The organism is Streptomyces tailanensis, from assembly GCF_008386495.1.
Taxonomy (GTDB): Bacteria; Actinomycetota; Actinomycetes; order Streptomycetales; family Streptomycetaceae; genus Streptomyces; species Streptomyces tailanensis.
In genome coordinates, this window is the sequence record NZ_VTHJ01000067.1 from 1 (window position 1) to 16824 (window position 16824).

Annotated in this window: 16 protein-coding genes and 1 pseudogene; 9 read left to right on the forward strand and 8 right to left on the reverse strand. The window is 70.1% G+C overall.

Features of this window, described 5'->3' with window-relative positions; translation table 11 throughout:
• Positions 1-141 precede the first annotated feature (141 nt).
• Positions 142-396: a DUF6059 family protein gene (locus F3T56_RS37675; protein WP_149829983.1), complete on the reverse strand. Its 255-nt coding sequence runs from the start codon at positions 394-396 to the stop codon at positions 142-144.
• Positions 397-1005: 609 nt separating this feature from the next.
• On the opposite strand from F3T56_RS37675, the gene F3T56_RS37680 reads away from it, so the two are divergent.
• Both F3T56_RS37680 and F3T56_RS37685 read left to right on the forward strand, forming a co-directional pair.
• Positions 1006-1920, forward strand: coding sequence for a HipA family kinase (locus F3T56_RS37680; protein ID WP_149829984.1), 915 nt, complete (start codon positions 1006-1008; stop codon positions 1918-1920).
• Positions 1917-2222, forward strand: a complete 306-nt coding sequence (locus F3T56_RS37685) for an Rdx family protein (RefSeq protein ID WP_149829985.1) — start codon at positions 1917-1919, stop codon at positions 2220-2222. Before F3T56_RS37680 ends, F3T56_RS37685 begins: the two co-directional genes overlap by 4 nt.
• 7 nt (positions 2223-2229) lie before the next feature.
• Here the strand turns inward: F3T56_RS37685 and aceB are convergent, their stop codons facing one another.
• Together aceB and F3T56_RS37695 are read right to left on the reverse strand one after the other, a co-directional pair.
• On the reverse strand, positions 2230-3855 hold the full coding sequence (aceB, locus tag F3T56_RS37690) for a malate synthase A (RefSeq protein ID WP_149829986.1): 1626 nt from the start codon (positions 3853-3855) through the stop codon (positions 2230-2232).
• Positions 3856-3975: 120 nt separating this feature from the next.
• Positions 3976-4599 carry a nucleotidyltransferase family protein gene (locus tag F3T56_RS37695; RefSeq protein WP_149829987.1) on the reverse strand — a complete coding sequence of 208 codons (624 nt, stop codon included), beginning with the start codon at positions 4597-4599 and terminating at the stop codon, positions 3976-3978.
• Between the two features lie 227 nt (positions 4600-4826).
• On the opposite strand from F3T56_RS37695, the gene F3T56_RS37700 reads away from it, so the two are divergent.
• Complete coding sequence (locus tag F3T56_RS37700; RefSeq protein WP_172639327.1) at positions 4827-5141, forward strand: DUF5955 family protein; 315 nt, start codon at positions 4827-4829, stop codon at positions 5139-5141.
• 37 nt (positions 5142-5178) lie between these two features.
• On the opposite strand, the gene F3T56_RS37705 is transcribed toward F3T56_RS37700, so the two are convergent.
• Positions 5179-5982: an IclR family transcriptional regulator gene (locus tag F3T56_RS37705; protein WP_149829989.1), complete on the reverse strand. Its 804-nt coding sequence runs from the start codon at positions 5980-5982 to the stop codon at positions 5179-5181.
• 296 nt (positions 5983-6278) lie between these two features.
• Here F3T56_RS37705 and allB point away from each other — a divergent pair, with 296 nt between their 5' ends.
• The 3 genes from allB (at position 6279) to F3T56_RS37720 (ending at position 9520) form a co-directional block, all read left to right on the forward strand.
• Complete coding sequence (allB, locus tag F3T56_RS37710; RefSeq protein WP_149829990.1) at positions 6279-7619, forward strand: allantoinase AllB; 1341 nt, start codon at positions 6279-6281, stop codon at positions 7617-7619.
• A gap of 58 nt (positions 7620-7677) precedes the next feature.
• Positions 7678-8793 carry an allantoicase gene (gene alc, locus F3T56_RS37715; RefSeq protein ID WP_149829991.1) on the forward strand — a complete coding sequence of 372 codons (1116 nt, stop codon included), beginning with the start codon at positions 7678-7680 and terminating at the stop codon, positions 8791-8793.
• A 100-nt stretch (positions 8794-8893) separates the two neighbouring features.
• On the forward strand, positions 8894-9520 hold the full coding sequence (locus F3T56_RS37720; RefSeq protein ID WP_149829992.1) for a dihydrofolate reductase family protein: 627 nt from the start codon (positions 8894-8896) through the stop codon (positions 9518-9520).
• 174 nt (positions 9521-9694) lie between these two features.
• Here the strand turns inward: F3T56_RS37720 and F3T56_RS49890 are convergent, their stop codons facing one another.
• Both F3T56_RS49890 and F3T56_RS37725 read right to left on the reverse strand, forming a co-directional pair.
• Positions 9695-9904, reverse strand: coding sequence for an endoglucanase (locus F3T56_RS49890; protein WP_342787040.1), 210 nt, complete (start codon positions 9902-9904; stop codon positions 9695-9697).
• An 80-nt stretch (positions 9905-9984) separates the two neighbouring features.
• Positions 9985-11124 (reverse strand): annotated as a pseudogene (locus F3T56_RS37725) (cellulase family glycosylhydrolase); the annotation flags it as partial.
• 389 nt (positions 11125-11513) lie between these two features.
• On the opposite strand from F3T56_RS37725, the gene F3T56_RS37730 reads away from it, so the two are divergent.
• A complete protein-coding gene (locus F3T56_RS37730; RefSeq protein WP_149829993.1) occupies positions 11514-12563 on the forward strand; it encodes a LacI family DNA-binding transcriptional regulator in 1050 nt (349 codons plus the stop codon).
• 119 nt (positions 12564-12682) lie between these two features.
• Positions 12683-14200, forward strand: a complete 1518-nt coding sequence (locus tag F3T56_RS37735) for a glycoside hydrolase family 43 protein (RefSeq protein WP_149829994.1) — start codon at positions 12683-12685, stop codon at positions 14198-14200.
• Between the two features lie 353 nt (positions 14201-14553).
• Here F3T56_RS37735 and F3T56_RS37745 read toward each other — a convergent pair whose 3' ends face one another.
• Positions 14554-14949 (reverse strand): guanyl-specific ribonuclease, encoded by a 396-nt coding sequence (locus F3T56_RS37745; protein ID WP_149829995.1) that lies wholly within the window; start codon positions 14947-14949, stop codon positions 14554-14556.
• Positions 14950-15097: 148 nt separating this feature from the next.
• Complete coding sequence (locus F3T56_RS37750; RefSeq protein ID WP_149829996.1) at positions 15098-15298, reverse strand: hypothetical protein; 201 nt, start codon at positions 15296-15298, stop codon at positions 15098-15100.
• Positions 15299-15477: 179 nt separating this feature from the next.
• Between F3T56_RS37750 and F3T56_RS37755 the strand changes: the two genes are divergently transcribed.
• Entirely contained in the window at positions 15478-16749 is a 1272-nt protein-coding gene (locus F3T56_RS37755) for a sensor histidine kinase (RefSeq protein WP_149829997.1), read from the forward strand.
• Positions 16750-16824 lie beyond the last annotated feature (75 nt).

Below are 16824 nucleotides of genomic sequence, written 5' to 3' on the forward strand. Positions count from 1 at the left end.
CCCGGTGCGGCGGTGGGGGCACCTCCCGCTCATGGGGGTCCCTCCCGCTCGAGCGAAGTCGAGAGTGGAGGAGAAGCCGAGAGTGGGGGAGCGTGCATGGCGTCGCGCGGCAGACGGGAATGTGACTACAGGGCCCAGGCGTCAGCGGGGGGCCGTGTCCTCCCACACCTCGGTGAGGTCGCTCCATACGGCGCGTTCATGGGCCGGCAGGTCCGAGAGCGGGGTCGTGGTCAGGCGTTCGGGGTGGCCCGGGAGCGGGGCGGTCTGAAGGAAAGCGTACGGGGTGAAGCCGTAGCACTCCGGTGGGGTCAGGCCGCCGAAGCACTGGCCCACGGCGACCAGTCCCGGCGCCATGTCGTGCCAGGCCCGCCGCAGCCACGTCCTCACCTTGCGCACGATGACTCCCTTCGCCCGGATGCCGGGGCCCTGAAGCTAGTTCCCCGTCCTCGAAGGCGGCTGGGGCGGACGTCCAGCGGAACGCCGACGGTGCCCAGCGGGGGACGAGTCGTGGCCCAGCGGGCTTCGAGTGTGGGAGGGCATAGTGTTACCGGGGGTCACGTCCACGGCCTGGCGGACCTCCGACCGGCGGGCTGGGCGTTTCGTCTCCCCCGTGGCGCTGCGCCCAGCTCCGTCCCGGCCGTCGATCAGGTGGGGTTTTACGGAAGCGCCGACACGAACAAGGCCGACCGGCAGATCAACAGGACCGGTCCATCAGGGGTCTTGCTACCGGGCCTGGAACTTTTGACATGGCCGCCACCCCGGCGGCAACTGCTGCGGGCCTTCGGTCACCATTCCTTCGCACGCCGAGGGAGCGAAGCCCTGGCAGCGGCGCGGTGGCTCGGGCACTCCTCGCTGGCGATCACCCTCGGTTAATATGCTCACTTCATGCCGGGGGCCGGAAGCAAGGGGCGGACGGCTACTGACGGACTGCTGGGAGGCAGGGAGATCTGCGTGCCGGTCCGAACTCCCCCAGTGCAAGGTCTATGAGGCAGGTGGCCTGAGAAGATGCTGAGGGGAGTCACTGCGACTCGATACATCGAGCCCCTACGTGCGGGCGGCTCCGTCCCGGGGATCGTCGAAGCGGATGATCTGGGCACCTACGTCGTGAAGTTCACCGGTTCCGCGCAGGGGCACAAGGCGCTGGTCGCCGAGGTGATCGTGGGGGAGCTGGCGCGGGCGCTGGGGCTGAGGTTCCCCGAGCTGGTCCTCGCGCACTTCGACCCGGCGCTCGCCGAGCACGAGCCCCACCAGGAGGTACGGGAACTCCACGGCGCGAGCGCGGGCCTCAACCTCGGTATGGACTATCTGCCGGGCGCGAAGGACTTCACGCCGGAGGTCGCGAAGGAGTTCCGGGTCGACCCGCTGGAGGCGGGCAGGATCGTGTGGCTCGACGCTCTCACGGTCAACGTCGACCGCACGGTCCACAGCTCCAACCTGATGATCTGGCCCACGCTCGGCATCGCACCCCCGCGCCTCTGGCTGATCGATCACGGCGCGGCCCTCGTCTTCCACCACCGCTGGGACGCCTCGGACCCCGCGAAGGCCTACGACTTCCGCCACCACGCCCTCGGCCATTACACCCCCGACGTCCGCGCGGCCGACGCCGAGCTGGCGCCGAAGGTGACGCAGGAGCTGCTGCGGGGGATCGTGGCGGAGGTCCCGGACGCCTGGCTGACCACGGGGGACGGGTTCGTGTCACCCGACGAGGTCCGCTCGGCGTACGTGAACTACCTCCACGCGCGCGTGCGGGCCTCCGCCGCCTGGCTCCCCACCGACTTCCCCTCCCGGGAGGAACTCGCCGCCGAGGAGGCCCTCCGCGCGGCGAAGACACAGCGAGGCCGCCCGAACTGGCTCAAGCGGGTCCCCGACCTGCACGGCAAACCGGCGGCGGAACAGGATTGGTCGGTGCATCTGGGATGAGCGATGTTCAGCGCGTGGAGATCCATGTGCGGCGCGTGGAGATCGAGTACTGCACGCAGTGCCGGTGGCTGCCGCGTGCCGCCTGGCTGGCCCAGGAGCTCCTGACCACCTTCGAGACCGAACTCACCGAACTGGCCCTCAAGCCGGGCAAGGGCGGCGTCTTCGTCGTCCGCGTGGGCGACGAGGTCGTCTGGGACCGCCGTGACCAGGGCTTCCCGGAGCCGACGGCCGTCAAGCAGGCCGTACGCGACCGAGTGGCCCCGGGAAAGTCCCTGGGCCACTCGGACAAGCCGGCTTCCTGAAGAGGGCTCAGCCCTTGAGCTGCTCGTACGCCGGCAGCGTCAGGAAGTCGACGTAGTTCTCGTCGAGGGAGACCTCCAGCAGCAGGTCGTGGGCCTGCTGCCAGTGGCCGGCGGTGAAGGCCTCCTCGCCCAGCTCCGCGCGGATGTTCGCCAGTTCCTCCGCGGCGACCTTGCGGGCCAGCTCGGGCGTGGCCCGCTCGCCGTTCTCGAACTCGACGCCCGCGTTGATCCACTGCCAGATCTGGGAGCGGGAGATCTCGGCGGTGGCCGCGTCCTCCATGAGGTTGAAGATGGCGACCGCGCCGAGGCCGCGCAGCCAGGCCTCGATGTAGCGGATGCCGACCTGGACGGCGTTGACGAGACCGGCGTACGTCGGCTTGGCGTCCAGCGAGTCGATCGCGATCAGATCGGCCGCCTCGACGTGGACGTCCTCGCGCAGGCGGTCCTTCTGGTTCGGCTTGTCGCCGAGGACGGCGTCGAAGGAGGCCATGGCGATCGGGACCAGGTCGGGGTGGGCGACCCAGGAGCCGTCGAAGCCGTCGTTCGCCTCGCGGTCCTTGTCGGCCTTGACCTTCTCGAACGCGACCTTGTTGACCTCTTCGTCGCGCCGCGACGGGATGAACGCCGCCATGCCGCCGATCGCGTGCGCGCCGCGCTTGTGGCAGGTACGGACGAGAAGCTCGGTGTATGCCCGCATGAAGGGGGCCGTCATCGTCACCGCGTTGCGGTCCGGGAGGACGAACTTCTCGCCGCCGTCACGGAAGTTCTTGACGATGGAGAAGAGGTAGTCCCAGCGTCCGGCGTTCAACCCCGAGGCGTGGTCGCGGAGTTCGTAGAGGATCTCCTCCATCTCGTACGCGGCCATGATCGTCTCGATGAGGACGGTGGCGCGGACGGTGCCCTGCGGGATGCCGATGTAGTCCTGGGCGAAGACGAACACGTCGTTCCAGAGGCGGGCCTCCAGGTGCGACTCCGTCTTCGGGAGGTAGAAGTACGGGCCCTTGCCGAGGTCGAGCAGCCGCTGGGCGTTGTGGAAGAAATACAGGCCGAAGTCGACGAGCGCGCCCGGTACCGGCTTGCCGTCGGCGTCGACGAGGTGACGCTCGTCGAGGTGCCAGCCGCGCGGGCGCATGACGACCGTCGCCAGCTCCTCGTTGGGACGCAGGGCGTACGACTTGCCCGTCCGCGGGTCGGTGAAGTCGATGTTCCGGGTGTACGCGTCGGCCATGTTCACCTGGCCGAGGACGACGTTCTCCCACGTCGGCGCCGAGGCGTCCTCGAAGTCCGCGAGCCAGATCCGCGCCCCGGAATTGAGGGCGTTGATCGTCATCTTGCGGTCCGTGGGACCGGTGATCTCGACGCGGCGGTCGTTCAGCGCGGCCGGCGACGGGGCCACCTTCCAGGAGTCGTCGGCGCGGATCGCGGCGGTCTCCGGGAGGAAGGCGAGCGAGGAGGTGCGGGCGATCTCGGCGCGGCGCTCCGCACGGCGGGCGAGCAACTCGTCACGCCGGGGCGTGAACAGCCGGTGCAGCTCGGCCACGAAGGCGAGGGCCGCGTCGGTGAGGACCTCGTCCTGGCGGGGCAGGGGCTCGGCGTCGACGATGGCCAGCGGGGACGGCGCTGGTGCGGACATGAGCTGTCACTTCCTTCAGCGGGGGCGCTTCTGAACCGTGGATACTAGTTTCCTCATAGTGGAAGTTCAATCTTTTGTTGATGTCGAGATTCTTCGGGTCGAGCATCGAAGTGGACGAGCTCATTCGAGGTGGACGAGATCGGTCTCCGTGTCGATGTCGTACGGCCGCGCCACGTCCCCGCATTCGACGAGTGTGATCGCGTCGCCGTGGGCCCTCAGATACGCGCGTGCCCCCCGGTCGCCGGTGGCGGTCGCCGCGATGCCCGCCCAGTGATCGGCGCCGAAGAGAACGGGGTGGCCCCGCTCGCCGCCGTACGCCGCCGCAGCGAGCGACGCGCCCGACTCGTACGCGCCGAGCACGCGGGCCACGGCCTCCGGTCCGATTCCCGGCTGGTCGACGAGCGAGACCAGGACGGCCTCGGCGCCCGTGCCGGCCAGAGACTCCAGTCCGGCCCGCAGCGACGAGCCCATGCCCTCGGTCCAGTCCGAGTTGTCCACCAGTACGCAGCCGGACAGGTCGGCCCGGGTGCGTATGGCCGCCGCCTCGGCTCCCAGAACCACATGGATCCGCGAGCAGCCGCCTGCCCGCAGCACCGCGACCGCGTGTTCGACCAGGGGGCGGCCGCGGTGGGGCAGCAGGGCCTTGGGGCGTCCGCCGAGGCGCCGGCCGCCGCCGGCGGCGAGCAGAAGCCCGACGACGTGGTCCGTGGCCTGACCCTCGCTGGGGCTTGTGTGGTGCGTCATGCCCCCTGCATACCCGACCCGGCGCGGGAGCGCCCCCGGCCGGGCGTGGTCCGGTGCGATCTCCACGGACTGAATTTCGGTCCTTGGAGTGGCGCTCGCCACACTGTTGGCGTTTACTGGCCCGCGCCACCCCCGGCGCCCGACCGACACCACGGGGTGGTGGGTCGTGCGACGGCGTACGACCGGGGCTCGCGCACAAGGGTGTGCGTGAGAGGGGGGGGAGAGCTGTGTTGCGGAGCTTGGGGCAGAGGCCAGTGACCGGCAGTGACGAGGATCCGAGGGTGACGGAGTTGCGCGCGGCCGTGTCCCGGCTGCGGCGCGAACTCGCCGCGCATCCCGCGGAGTTCCCCGACCGGGCCATCGCCGAGGACGAGTTGGCGGCGCTTGCGGCGATGGCGGTCAGCGGGATGCCGGAGGTTCCGCGTCTGCGGCGGTCCCTGTTACTGATCGCGGGTTCCATCGGCTCGGTCAGCGCGCTGTCCCGTGGCCTGGCGGATGTACGTACGGCGGTGGAGTTGTTCGGGGAGCCACCGCGGCGCTGACCGTCTCAGAAGAGCCTCGCCCCGAAAAAGCCCGGGGTCAGGCACCCGCGCCCGAGCTCGCCAGTGCCTCCGACAGCTCCGCCGCCACCTGCTGCAGCACCGGCACGATCCGTTCCGTCGCCACCTCGGTCACTCTTCCCGCCGGCCCGGAGATCGAAATCGCCGCGGCCGTGGGGGAGTTGGGGACGGAGACGGCGAGGCAACGCACACCGATCTCCTGCTCGTTGTCGTCGACCGCGTACCCGAGCGCGCGGACGTCGTCGAGCGCCGCGAGAAAACCGTCAGGCGTGGTGATCGTCTTCTCCGTGGCGGCCGGCATACCCGTACGGGCCAGCAACGCGCGCACCTCGTCCGCGGGCAGTTCGGCGAGCAGCGCCTTGCCGACGCCCGTGGAGTGCGGCAGCACCCGACGGCCCACCTCGGTGAACATCCGCATCGAGTGCTTGGACGGCACCTGCGCGACGTACACGATCTCGTCGCCGTCGAGGAGCGCCATGTTCGCCGTCTCGCCGGTCTCCTCGACGAGTCGCGCGAGGTAGGGCCGGGCCCAGGTGCCGAGCAGCCGGGACGCGGACTCGCCGAGGCGGATCAGGCGGGGGCCGAGGGCGTAGCGCCGGTTGGGCTGCTGGCGTACGTAACCGCAGACGACCAGGGTCCGCATCAGCCGGTGGATGGTCGGCAGGGGGAGCCCGCTGCTCGCGGACAGTTCACTGAGGCCGACCTCGCCGCCGGCGTCCGCCATCCGCTCCAGCAGATCGAAGGCGCGCTCGAGGGACTGCACACCGCCACTGGACGAGGACGACTTGGCGGAGTCGGTGGTGCTGGCGCTGGACGTCGGCACGGGCGCTGGTCCTTTCACTGTGGCAGGCAGGCACGCAGCCTACCGGTCAGTTCGTTGACTGCTCGCTTGCGCGTCACTACGTTCTGCTCAGTGGAATTCTAATTCCGGTTTGTGAAAACATCCAGAGTGGGCGGATCGGGGGCAGGGTGGAGGGGTGTAGTGGAGGGGTGCCCTTGACGGCGTAGGAGTCCAAGTGAAGACTCCTTCAACGGAACGTTGAATTCCGTTACGCGGAAGTAAACGGCAGTAAACGGAAGTAAGCGGAAGCGAAGAGCGGTACGGCGAGAGGGGTCCGGGTGTCCGACGCTGAACTGGTGCTGCGCTCGACGCGCGTCATCACGCCCGAGGGAACGCGCCCCGCGGCGGTCGCGGTCGCGGGCGGCACGATCACGGCCGTACTCCCGTACGACGCCGACGTACCGTCCGGCGCCCGTCTGGAGGACTTCGGTGACGACGTCCTGCTGCCCGGTCTGGTCGACACGCACGTGCACGTCAACGACCCGGGCCGTACCCACTGGGAGGGCTTCTGGACCGCCACGCGCGCGGCGGCGGCCGGTGGCATCACCACCCTCGTCGACATGCCCCTCAACTCGCTCCCGCCGACCACGACGGTCGACCATCTGCGCACGAAGCAGCGGGTCGCCGCCGGCAAGGCGCACATCGACGTCGGCTTCTGGGGCGGCGCCCTGCCCGACAACGTCAAGGACCTGCGCCCCCTGCACGACGCCGGTGTCTTCGGCTTCAAGGCGTTCCTGTCGCCGTCCGGCGTGGACGAGTTCCCGCACCTCGACCAGGACGATCTCGCCCGGTCCCTGGCCGAGATCGCCGGCTTCGGCGGACTGCTCATCGTGCACGCCGAGGACCCGCACCACCTCGACGCGGCCCCGCAGCAGGGCGGCCCCAGGTACGCCGACTTCCTCGCCTCGCGCCCGCGCGACGCCGAGGACACCGCCATCGCGGCGCTCATCGCTCAGGCGGGGCGGTTCGGCGCCCGCGTCCACGTCCTCCATCTGTCGTCGAGCGACGCGCTGCCGCTGATCGCCGCGGCCAAGCGGGACGGCGTACGGATCACGGTCGAGACCTGTCCGCATTACCTCACGCTCACCGCCGAGGAAGTCCCGGACGGGGCCAGCGAGTTCAAGTGCTGCCCGCCCATCCGGGAGTCCGCCAACCAGGACCTCCTCTGGCAGGCACTCGCGGACGGCACGATCGACTGCGTGGTCACCGACCACTCCCCGTCGACGGCCGACCTGAAGACCGACGACTTCGCCACCGCCTGGGGCGGCATCTCCGGCCTCCAGCTGAGCCTCGCGGCCGTCTGGACGGAGGCCCGCCGGCGCGGCCACGGCCTGGAGGACGTGGTGCGCTGGATGTCCACGCGTACAGCCGACCTTGTGGGCCTGGGCAGCCGGAAGGGCGCCATCGAGCCCGGCCGCGACGCCGACTTCGCCGTCCTCGCCCCCGACGAGACGTTCACCGTCGACCCGGCGGCCCTCCAGCACCGTAACCGCGTCACGGCGTACGCCGGCAAGACCCTGTACGGCGTCGTCAGATCCACGTGGCTGCGCGGCGAACGCATCGTCGCGGACGGCGAGTTCACCGAACCGAGGGGACGACTCCTGACCCGTACCCCCTGATTCACCCCAGCCCGCACCCGCAGCGGCCGACGACCACCGAAAGGCAGACCTGATCAACGTGACGGCGATCGTGAACTTCACCGGCGACGCGAACCCGTACGGCGGCGGCGACCCGTACGCGGACTACCGCACCGCCGACTTCCCCTTCACTCAGTACGCCGACCTCGCCGACCGCAGGCTCGGCGCCGGGGTCATCGCCGCCAACGACGAGTTCTTCGCCCAGCGTGAGAACCTGCTGCTGCCGGAGCGCGCCGAGTTCGACCCCGAGCACTTCGGGCACAAGGGCAAGATCATGGACGGCTGGGAGACCCGTCGGCGCCGGGGCGCCTCCGCCGAGCACCCCTGGCCGACGGCCGACGACCACGACTGGGCGCTGGTCCGCCTCGGCGCACCCGGCGTGATCCGCGGCATCGTCGTCGACACGGCCCACTTCCGCGGCAACTACCCGCAGGCGGTGTCGGTGGAGGCCACCTCGGTGCCGGGCTCCCCGTCACCGGAGGACCTGCTGGCCGACGACGTGAAGTGGACGACGCTGGTCCCCCGCACGCCGGTCGGCGGCCACGCGGCCAACGGCTTCGCCGTCTCCGTCGAGCAGCGCTTCACCCACCTGCGCGTCAAACAGCACCCCGACGGCGGCATCGCCCGCCTGCGCGTGTACGGCGAGGTTGTACCGGACCCGGAGTGGCTCGCCGTCCTCGGCACCTTCGACGTGGTCGCCCTGGAGAACGGCGGCCAGGCGGAGGACGCCTCCAACCTCTTCTACTCACCCGCCACCAACACCATCCAGCCCGGCCGCGCCCGCGTGATGCACGAGTGCTGGGAGACCCGCCGCCGCCGCGACCAGGGCAACGACTGGATCCGCTACCGCCTCGCCGCCCAGTCCGAGATCCGCTCCCTGGAGATCGACACGGCGTACCTGAAGGGCAACGCGGCCGGCTGGGCCACGGTCTCGGTCAAGGACGGCGACGAAGGCGACTGGCGGGAAATCCTCCCCCGCACCCGCCTCCAGCCCGACACCAACCACCGCTTCGTCCTCCCCGCCCCGGTAGTGGCCACCCACGCCCGCATCGACATCTACCCGGACGGCGGCATCTCCCGCCTCCGCCTCCACGGCTCCCTGACGGAGGAGGGCAGGACCCGCTTGGGGGCGCGTTATCAGGAGTTGGGTGCCTGAGTGTTTTCAGGGACGCGCACGGGGGCCACCGATGAGTTGCGCGCCCCGGTGGGGTCTGTACTCATGACAACAGACCCCACCACAGAAGAAGGCGCACCCCATGGGCAAGCTCACCCTCACCTCCTTCGTCACCCTCGACGGCGTCTACCAGGCCCCCGGCGGTCCCAACGAGGACCGCCGCGACGGCTTCGAGTACGGCGGCTGGGTCGTCCCCTACGGCGACGAGGACTTCGGCCGGTTCATCGACGGAGTCTTCGGCCGCGTAGGCGCCTTCCTCCTGGGCCGCAGGACGTACGACATCTTCGCCGCCCACTGGCCGAAGGTCACCGACCCCGCCGACCCGGTCGCGGGCAAGCTCAACGCCCTCCCCAAGTACGTCGTTTCCACCACCCTCACGAACCCGGGGTGGAGCGGCACGACCGTACTCTCCGGCGACCTCGCCAAGGAGGTCACCGCCCTCAAGGAGCGCACCGACGGCGAGGTCCAGGTCCACGGCAGCGGCGACCTGGCCCAGTCGCTCCTCGCCCTCGACCTGGTCGACACCGTGCACCTGCTGACCTTCCCGGTGGTCCTCGGCGCCGGCCGCCGCCTCTTCGCGGAAGGCGGCGTCCCGACCGCCTTCCGACACTCGGGCGGCAGCATCACGAGCACCGGCGTCTCGATCCAGACGTACGACCTGGCAGGCCGCCCGGAGTTCGGCAGCTACGAACTCCCGGAGAACGCCTGACGAGGCCTGGGTGCCGCGCGGCCATGGGCGGGCCGCGCCGCCGAGCTCAGGCGGTCGTGCCGGTCACTGAGGTGCCCGTCTTGGTGACGTGGTACTTCACCTGGGCGCCGCTCCAGAAGTGGAAGGTGAGCGTCACCCGGGAGCCGTCCTTGACCGAGTTGAAGAACTCGGAGGTCAGCTTGAGGCGTCGCCGGTGTACGCCGAGAAGGCGGTGTCCCACTGCTGGTACGAGGTCCAGTCGGCCGGGCCGGCATTGCCGCCGTCGTCGTACTTGGCCTCCATGGTCGCCAGCTGGTCACCCCGGAACTGGGTGGGGATGGCCAGGCCGCTGGTGCTCCCGGAGGCGTTCGACAGGACCGGGGTGTCGTACGTGATGACGTCGATCCGCCAGGGGACGCCTCGGGAGAACCGGCCTCCAGCGTCGCGTTGAGGCCGTACTGCCGGTCGCCGGCCAGCTGAGTGAGCGCGGCGGGTGTCAGCGTGAGCTGGTTGCCGGAGACGGTGTAGTCCCGGCCCTTCAGCAGGTTGCGGCTGCCGTGCCGGAGCCCCTGGAAGTCGGTGCCGTTCGGGTTCAGGGTGAGCGTCCGGCTGGTGAGGTAGCCCGACTTGGGGAGGAACAGCAGGTAGCTGGAGGCCGTTCCCGAACGGGTGGTCCAGCCCGACCTGATCTGGGCGGCCGGCTCCGGTTCCCGCCACTGCAGGGTGTTGCGGTTCAGGAACTGGCCGGCGTCCCACAGCATCGTGGTGAACTTCCGCTGGCGGGCGTAGTACCCCACGTACTCGAAGTACTTGTGCACCTCGCCCCGCTGGATGATGCCCGGTCGGTTGTGATCGTGGGCGAGCAGGGCGTACTCGCCGATGATGACCGGTATGTCATGCGCGACGAAGGTGTTGTACGCACGGTCGAACCGGCTGCTGAGATCCTGCTCCGAGGCGGCGTCGCGGGTGTATCCGGCGATGTTCACGCTGAACGGCCACCAGCCGTAGAAGTGGATCGTCGTGGCGACCATGGGGTCGCGCAGGGCGGTGAGTTCGGCGGCCGGCGCGTCGAGTCGGCCCTGTTCGGAGTTGGTGTACAGGGTGGGCAGGACGAGCAGACGGTTGTCGTTCCCGCCGCCCGACTCGCGGACGATCCGGTGGAAGACACGGTTGAGTTCGGCGAGCAGCCGGTAGTTCTCGTCGTCACCGGGTGTGTTGCCGAACGTCGGCTCGTTGATGCTCTCGAACACCAGCCGGGACGGGTCGTCGCGGAACTCGGCCGCGATCTGGGTCCAGGTCGCCTCGTACCGGGCCAGCACCGTGTCGTGGTCCGCCGAGAGGTTGTTGACCCACATCCACGAGTCGTGGTGCATGTTGAGCATGACGTACAGGTCCTCGGCCAGCGCCAAGTCGACGACCTTGCGTACCTTCGCCATCCAGGCCGGGTCGATTGTGTAGGCCGGTGCTCCGCCCTGGTGGATGCCCCAGGCAATGGGCAGCCGAATGCTCCTGTACCCCTCCGACTTGATCTTCCTGAAGAGAGCCTGGGTCACGGGCGGGTTGCCCCAGGAGGTTTCGTCGGGGATGGCGTCGTAGGTGTTGCCCAGGTTCCAGCCGGGCTGCATGGCCGCGACCCGCGCTGCGGGCGGCGGGGGCACTGGGCGGCGGCGGGTCGGCGGCCTGCGCGGTGGCGGGCACCAGAGGGAGCAGGGCGATCGCCAGGAGGAGCGCCGCCAGTCTTCGTGGGGAGCGCGGCGATCGGCGTCGTCGCGGAAGGAGTCTTGCGAGTCTCCTCGTCATCACGTGCACCTTCCAGTCGGTGGGGGGAACGTCAATCGATCAAGGAAACTTTCGCTGTTTGCGGCGGAGAAATTAACATGACGATGTGCGCAAGGCCACAGGTTTCGTCGGTAAGGGGTGCGAGAATGGCCGGGCACACACGCGACGCGGTTCAACCGGCTTTCGTGTCAGGCCTCCGCCGGGCACGAGCACTTCGAAGATCGGGAAGGCGACCTTGGCGGACTACGCGACTGACGAACCGGTGGACAACGACGGCGGGGAAGGCGACACGTCCCGGCCGGTCACCATCGCGTACATCGCCGAGTCGGCGGGGGTCTCGGTCCCGACGGTGTCGAAGGTGATCAACGGCAAGTCGGGGGTGTCCGCGGACACACGCGCCCGCGTCGAGGCGCTGGTCAACAAGTACGGCTACCGCAAACCCGCGGGCTCCAACCGCAGCAACGTCGTGGAGCTGGTGTTCCGCGAGCTCAAGGACATGTGGGCGGTCGAGATCATCCGGGGCGTCGAACGGGTGGCCCGTCAGCACCGCGTCGGCCTCATGGTGTCCGAGTTCGGCCTGCACGACACCGCCGCCCCCACCTGGGACGACACCGTCTTCCGGCGCCCGAACTGCGTGCTGTCCGTGGCCCAGCTCTCCGAGGCCGAGCGTGAGCAACTCAAGGCCAAAGGCATTCCGTTCGTCGTCTTCGACCCGACCACGGAGCTGCCGGACGACGTCCCCTTCGTAGGGACCACGAACTGGTCCGGCGGCCGTGCCGCGACCCGCCACCTCACCGAACTCGGCCACCGCCGCATCGCGATGATCAGCGGCCCCGAGGACGTACTGTGCTGCACCGCCCGGCTGGACGGATACCGCTCCGTGATGCATGCCGCCGGCCTGCCGGTCGATCCGGAACTCGTCGTGCACGCACCGCTCACGCAGGAGGACGGCTGCGCCGCGGCGCGTTCCCTGCTCGCCCTGCCCGAACGCCCGACAGCGATCTTCACCGCCAACGACCTCCAGGCGCTCGGTGTCTACCAGGCGGCGCGCGAGGCCGGCCTGGGCATCCCCGACGACCTGAGCGTCGTCGGCTTCGACGACCTGCCCGTCGTGGCCTGGGTGGACCCGCCCCTGACCACCGTCCACCAGCCCCTGACCGAGATGGCCGTGGCCGCGACCGAGCTGGCGCTCACGCTGGGGCGCGGCGAAGACGCGCCCCAGGTCGGGCTGGAGATCGCGACGACGCTGACCGTCCGGTCCAGCACGGCTCCGCCCAAGAGCTGACCTCGCTGGAGCGGCACGCGAGGCCATTGACCTCAGGTGGCGGCTGTCGCTAGCCTCCGCTGGAAACTATCTGAGTATGCGACAGAAACTTTCTCACCCCATGCTGTAGAAGGGACTCGATGAGGCTGTCGGGCACGCCCGAGACGGGCAACACCTTCAACAACCCTGTGATCCCCGGCTTCTACCCGGATCCGAGCATCTGCCGGGCAGGCGAGGACTACTACCTCGCGTGCTCCAGCTTCGAATACTTCCCCGGTGTGCCCATCCTGCACAGCCGCGACCTGGTGCACTGGACCCAGATCGGCAACGCGCTCGACCGGCCGGGTCAACTGCGCCTGCCCCTCGACTCGCCGGCCTCCGGGGGGATCTACGCCCCCACCCTGCGCTACCACGACGGCCGCTTCTGGCTGATCGTCACGAACGTGAGCGGCGACGGGAATCTGCTGTTCACGGCCACCGACCCGGCCGGCCCCTGGTCCGATCCGATCCGGCTGCCCGGGGTGCACGGCATCGACCCGGATCTCGCCTGGGACGACGACGGCAACTGCTGGTGCACCGTCGCGGGAGTCGGCCAGGTCCGTATCGATCCCCACATCGGAGAGACGCTCAGCGAGTCACGGCGTCTCTGGTCCGGCACTCCTGGTGCCAAGGCCCCGGAAGCACCACACCTGTACCGGATCGGCGACTACTGGTACCTGCTCATCGCCGAGGGCGGCACCGAGCGGTGCCACGGCGTCTCGATCGCCCGTGGCCGCACGCCCGCCGGCCCATTCGAGCCGTGCCCGGCCAACCCGATCCTGACCCACCGGGGCACCGACCACCCCATCCAGAACACCGGTCACGCCGACCTGGTCCAGGCGCCCGACGGCTCATGGTGGATGGTGCTGCTGGGCGTACGGCCTGGCGGCGGCTCGCCCGGCTGGCACGTACTCGGCCGGGAGACGTTCCTGGTGCCGGTCGACTGGGTCGACGGCTGGCCGGTCGTCGGCGAACTGTCGCCCGTGATGCCCGCGCCTCCGTGGCCCCTGCGGCCGGGTGCCGCCGTGTCGGGCCGGGACGAGTTCGATCACAGCGAGTTGGCCCCGTACTGGGTCTCGCTGCGTCACCGCCCCCCGGAGGACTGCACCACGAAAGAGCGGCCCGGCTGGCTGACCCTGCACGCCCGTGGCGGATCACTCGACGAGCCCGACGTGATGTTCGTCGGCCGACGGCAGCAGCACCCCTCCTGCCGGGTCCGCGCTCTGATCGACCCGGCGGAAGGACGCGGCGGCCTGACCGTCCGTCTCGACGAGCAGCACCACTACGACATCGAGGCGACGTCGGATGAGGTACGGGTGCGGGCCCGCATCGGCCCGCTGAACAGCGTTGTGGCGTCGCGGCCGACACCAGCCGGACCCGTGGTCCTCCGTATCGAGGCGGCCCCCGTACACCCTGTGACCGACGCCCGCACCGGGCCCGACACCGTCCTGATCGGTATCGAGGAACCGGACGGCACCTTCGTCGAACTCGCTTCGCTGGACGGTCGATACCTCTCCACGGAGGTCGCGGGCGGCTTCACCGGCCGGGTCGTCGGAATGTTCGCCTCAGCCGGCCGCGTCCACTTCGACTGGTACGACTACGAGCCGCTCGAACGCTGAGGAACATGGCGCTCGCCGCCCGTACCGAGGCGTGGACGCGGCAGGAACGACGCCGTCGTGCCCGCCAACAGCGAGGCGAAACTGCGCCTTCCGACGGTCCGGCCGATGCCGATGCCGTCCGGGAAGGCAGAACGCCCCTGGCGCGCGTGGAAGGGGTGCGCTTCCTCGGGCACGCGGACGGTGTGTCGTCCTACCGATTGCCATCCGGCCGGTATCGGCTGGGCACCACGCTCCGCTGATCAGCCGGGTGGCATCTCTGCCACTGGTGGTCGAACAAGCCTCGCCCCGCGGCCGAGGTGGGGGGAGCCGCGGGGCGAGGAGTTCGGATCACACGATCGTGCGGGTTCGCGATCTCAGCAGTCGTAGTCGATGAGGTCGAAGGACGCGTAGTGGTCCGCGGTGTAGTAGTCCTCCTGGTACTCCTCACCGGTGACGATGCGGCGGGCACCGCGCGTCGAGGAGCCAGGGGTCTTGACCGTGTACTCGTGGTAATAGCCGGTGGACTGAATGGGGAGGATGCGTTCCCGGTTCTGGAAGACGCTCCCGTCCTGCGAGTACGGGTAGGGGCCGCCCTGGGCGATCAGGTTGAGGGTGGTGTACGCCTGCGACGGCAGATCGCTGTAGCAGATGCTGCCGACGGCGGTCGTCGCGGCGCCGGCCGGGGCGGCGGTGACGGTGCCGCCGACGAAGAGGGCGGACAAGAGGGCGGCTGCGGCGCCGATGCGTGTTGCCCGTGGGGGGAGTCTCATGGCCCCATGATGACGCGCGTAGACAGTGGCATGTCAATGACAAGTTCCATGATTTTCCGGGCACGTCCGATGAGTTTTCGGGAAGTTAACCTGGCGCGCGGCGGCTCCACGAGGCCTGCACATGCGCGTGGCCGACGGCCTCGGTGCGTCAGGACTTCCGGCTCTCGGCCGCCGCGAACAACGCGAAAGCCAGGACGATCAGCGCGACGCTCACATAGATCTCGTAGCCGTCCAGGGCGCTCCACCGCTGCGTCACCCCCCACCGCAGCTTGCCGGTGAGCTCGTACACCAGACCGCCGGAGCCCTGCATCAGGGCGATGAAACCGAGAAACTCCAGTAACTGCTTCATGTGCAGGATCCTCGCCCCGCGGACCGCGCGCTCACATCGGCCGACGGGGCGAGGCCCGCCCGACCGGAGTCCCCGTTCGTACGCGGGCGGAGCGTCGAAAGTCGAGACGGTCACGACTTTGGTCGCGATCCTCGGCAAGGGGCGGTGCCGGGCGCCGTCTCTGCGTAGATTTATCGACCGTGAGTGATGGCAAGCCGGTACCCGAGCCCCCGACCTTCCCGGGGCGGCGCTGGCTGTATCCCTCGGCCGTACTCGATCCCGCCCCGGAGCCGGACGGCGGCCCGCCCGGACGGCGGTTCGCGCGTTCCGGCCGGCCCCGGCGCACCGCGCGCGACTGGGTCGTCGACTTCACCTGTTTCCTGCTGGCCGTGTTCATCGGCCTGTTGACCACGGACACGGTGCGCAACGAGCCCGACCTGCCGCAGGCCGTCGCCGTCCTCGACCAGGTGCTGGGCGCGCTCGCCTGCGCCGCGGTCTGGCTGCGCCGCCGCTGGCCGGTCGGGCTCGCCGTGGCGATGGTCCCGGTCTGTTTCGTCTCCAACACCGCGGACGGCGCCGGCCTGGTCGCCCTCTTCACCCTGGCCGTGCACCGGCCCTTCCGGTACGTGGCCTGGGTGGCGGCCGCCGCCGTCGCGCTGACCCCGCTGTTCTTCCGGCTGCGCCCCGACCCCGAGGTGACCTACCCCTGGGCGGTCTTCCTCGACGTGCTGCTCACCGCCGCGACCGTCGGCTGGGGCATGTTCGTGCGCTCCAAGCGGCAGTTGATACTGAGCTTCCGGGACCGCGCCCGGCGTGCCGAGACGGAGGCCGAACTACGGGCTGAGCAGGCACAGCGACTCGCCCGCGAGGCCATCGCCCGGGAGATGCATGACGTGCTGGCCCACCGCCTGACGCTGCTCAGCGTGCACGCGGGCGCCCTGGAGTTCCGGCCCGACGCGCCTCGCGCGGAGATCGCCCGCGCGGCCGGCGTCATCCGGGAGAGCGCCCACGAGGCGCTGCAGGACCTACGGGAGATCATCGGGGTGCTGCGCGCGGGCGAGCCCGACGACGCGGGCCGACCGCAGCCGACGCTCGCCGCGCTGGACACCCTGGCCGCCGAGTCCCGCGAGGCCGGCATGAAGGCCGTCCTCGACAACCACGTCACCGACCCGGCCGCCGTCCCCACCTCCGTCGGCCGCACCGCGTACCGCATCGTCCAGGAGTGCCTGACCAACGCCCGCAAACACGCCCCCGGCGCCGAGGTCACCGTCGCGGTGTCGGGCGCCCCGGGCGACGGACTCACCGTCACCGTACGCAACCCCGCTCCGCCGGCGGACGTCCCGCCCGTCCCCGGCTCGGGCCAGGGACTCATCGGCCTCACCGAGCGGGCGACGCTCGCCGGGGGCCGACTGGAGCACGGGCCCGACGGCGAGGGCGGGTTCGGGGTACGGGCCTGGCTGCCCTGGGGTTGAGAAAGCTTCGCTGGCGCTGAGAACGATGTGCGTCACGCCATCTCCTCGGCCATGATTGCCAGTTGGCCCGTACGC

What these genes read in the sequence shown, in the direction of transcription:
- F3T56_RS37720 (WP_149829992.1), top strand. Translation starts at nt 8,894, where the DNA reads ATGGGCAAGCTCACCCTCACCTCCTTCGTCACCCTCGACGGCGTCTAC.
- F3T56_RS37680 (WP_149829984.1), top strand. Translation starts at nt 1,006, where the DNA reads ATGCTGAGGGGAGTCACTGCGACTCGATACATCGAGCCCCTACGTGCG.
- F3T56_RS37750 (WP_149829996.1), bottom strand. Translation starts at nt 15,298, where the DNA reads ATGAAGCAGTTACTGGAGTTTCTCGGTTTCATCGCCCTGATGCAGGGC.
- F3T56_RS37735 (WP_149829994.1), top strand. Translation starts at nt 12,683, where the DNA reads ATGAGGCTGTCGGGCACGCCCGAGACGGGCAACACCTTCAACAACCCT.
- F3T56_RS37695 (WP_149829987.1), bottom strand. Translation starts at nt 4,599, where the DNA reads ATGACGCACCACACAAGCCCCAGCGAGGGTCAGGCCACGGACCACGTC.
- F3T56_RS37745 (WP_149829995.1), bottom strand. Translation starts at nt 14,949, where the DNA reads ATGAGACTCCCCCCACGGGCAACACGCATCGGCGCCGCAGCCGCCCTC.
- aceB (WP_149829986.1), bottom strand. Translation starts at nt 3,855, where the DNA reads ATGTCCGCACCAGCGCCGTCCCCGCTGGCCATCGTCGACGCCGAGCCC.
- F3T56_RS37685 (WP_149829985.1), top strand. Translation starts at nt 1,917, where the DNA reads ATGAGCGATGTTCAGCGCGTGGAGATCCATGTGCGGCGCGTGGAGATC.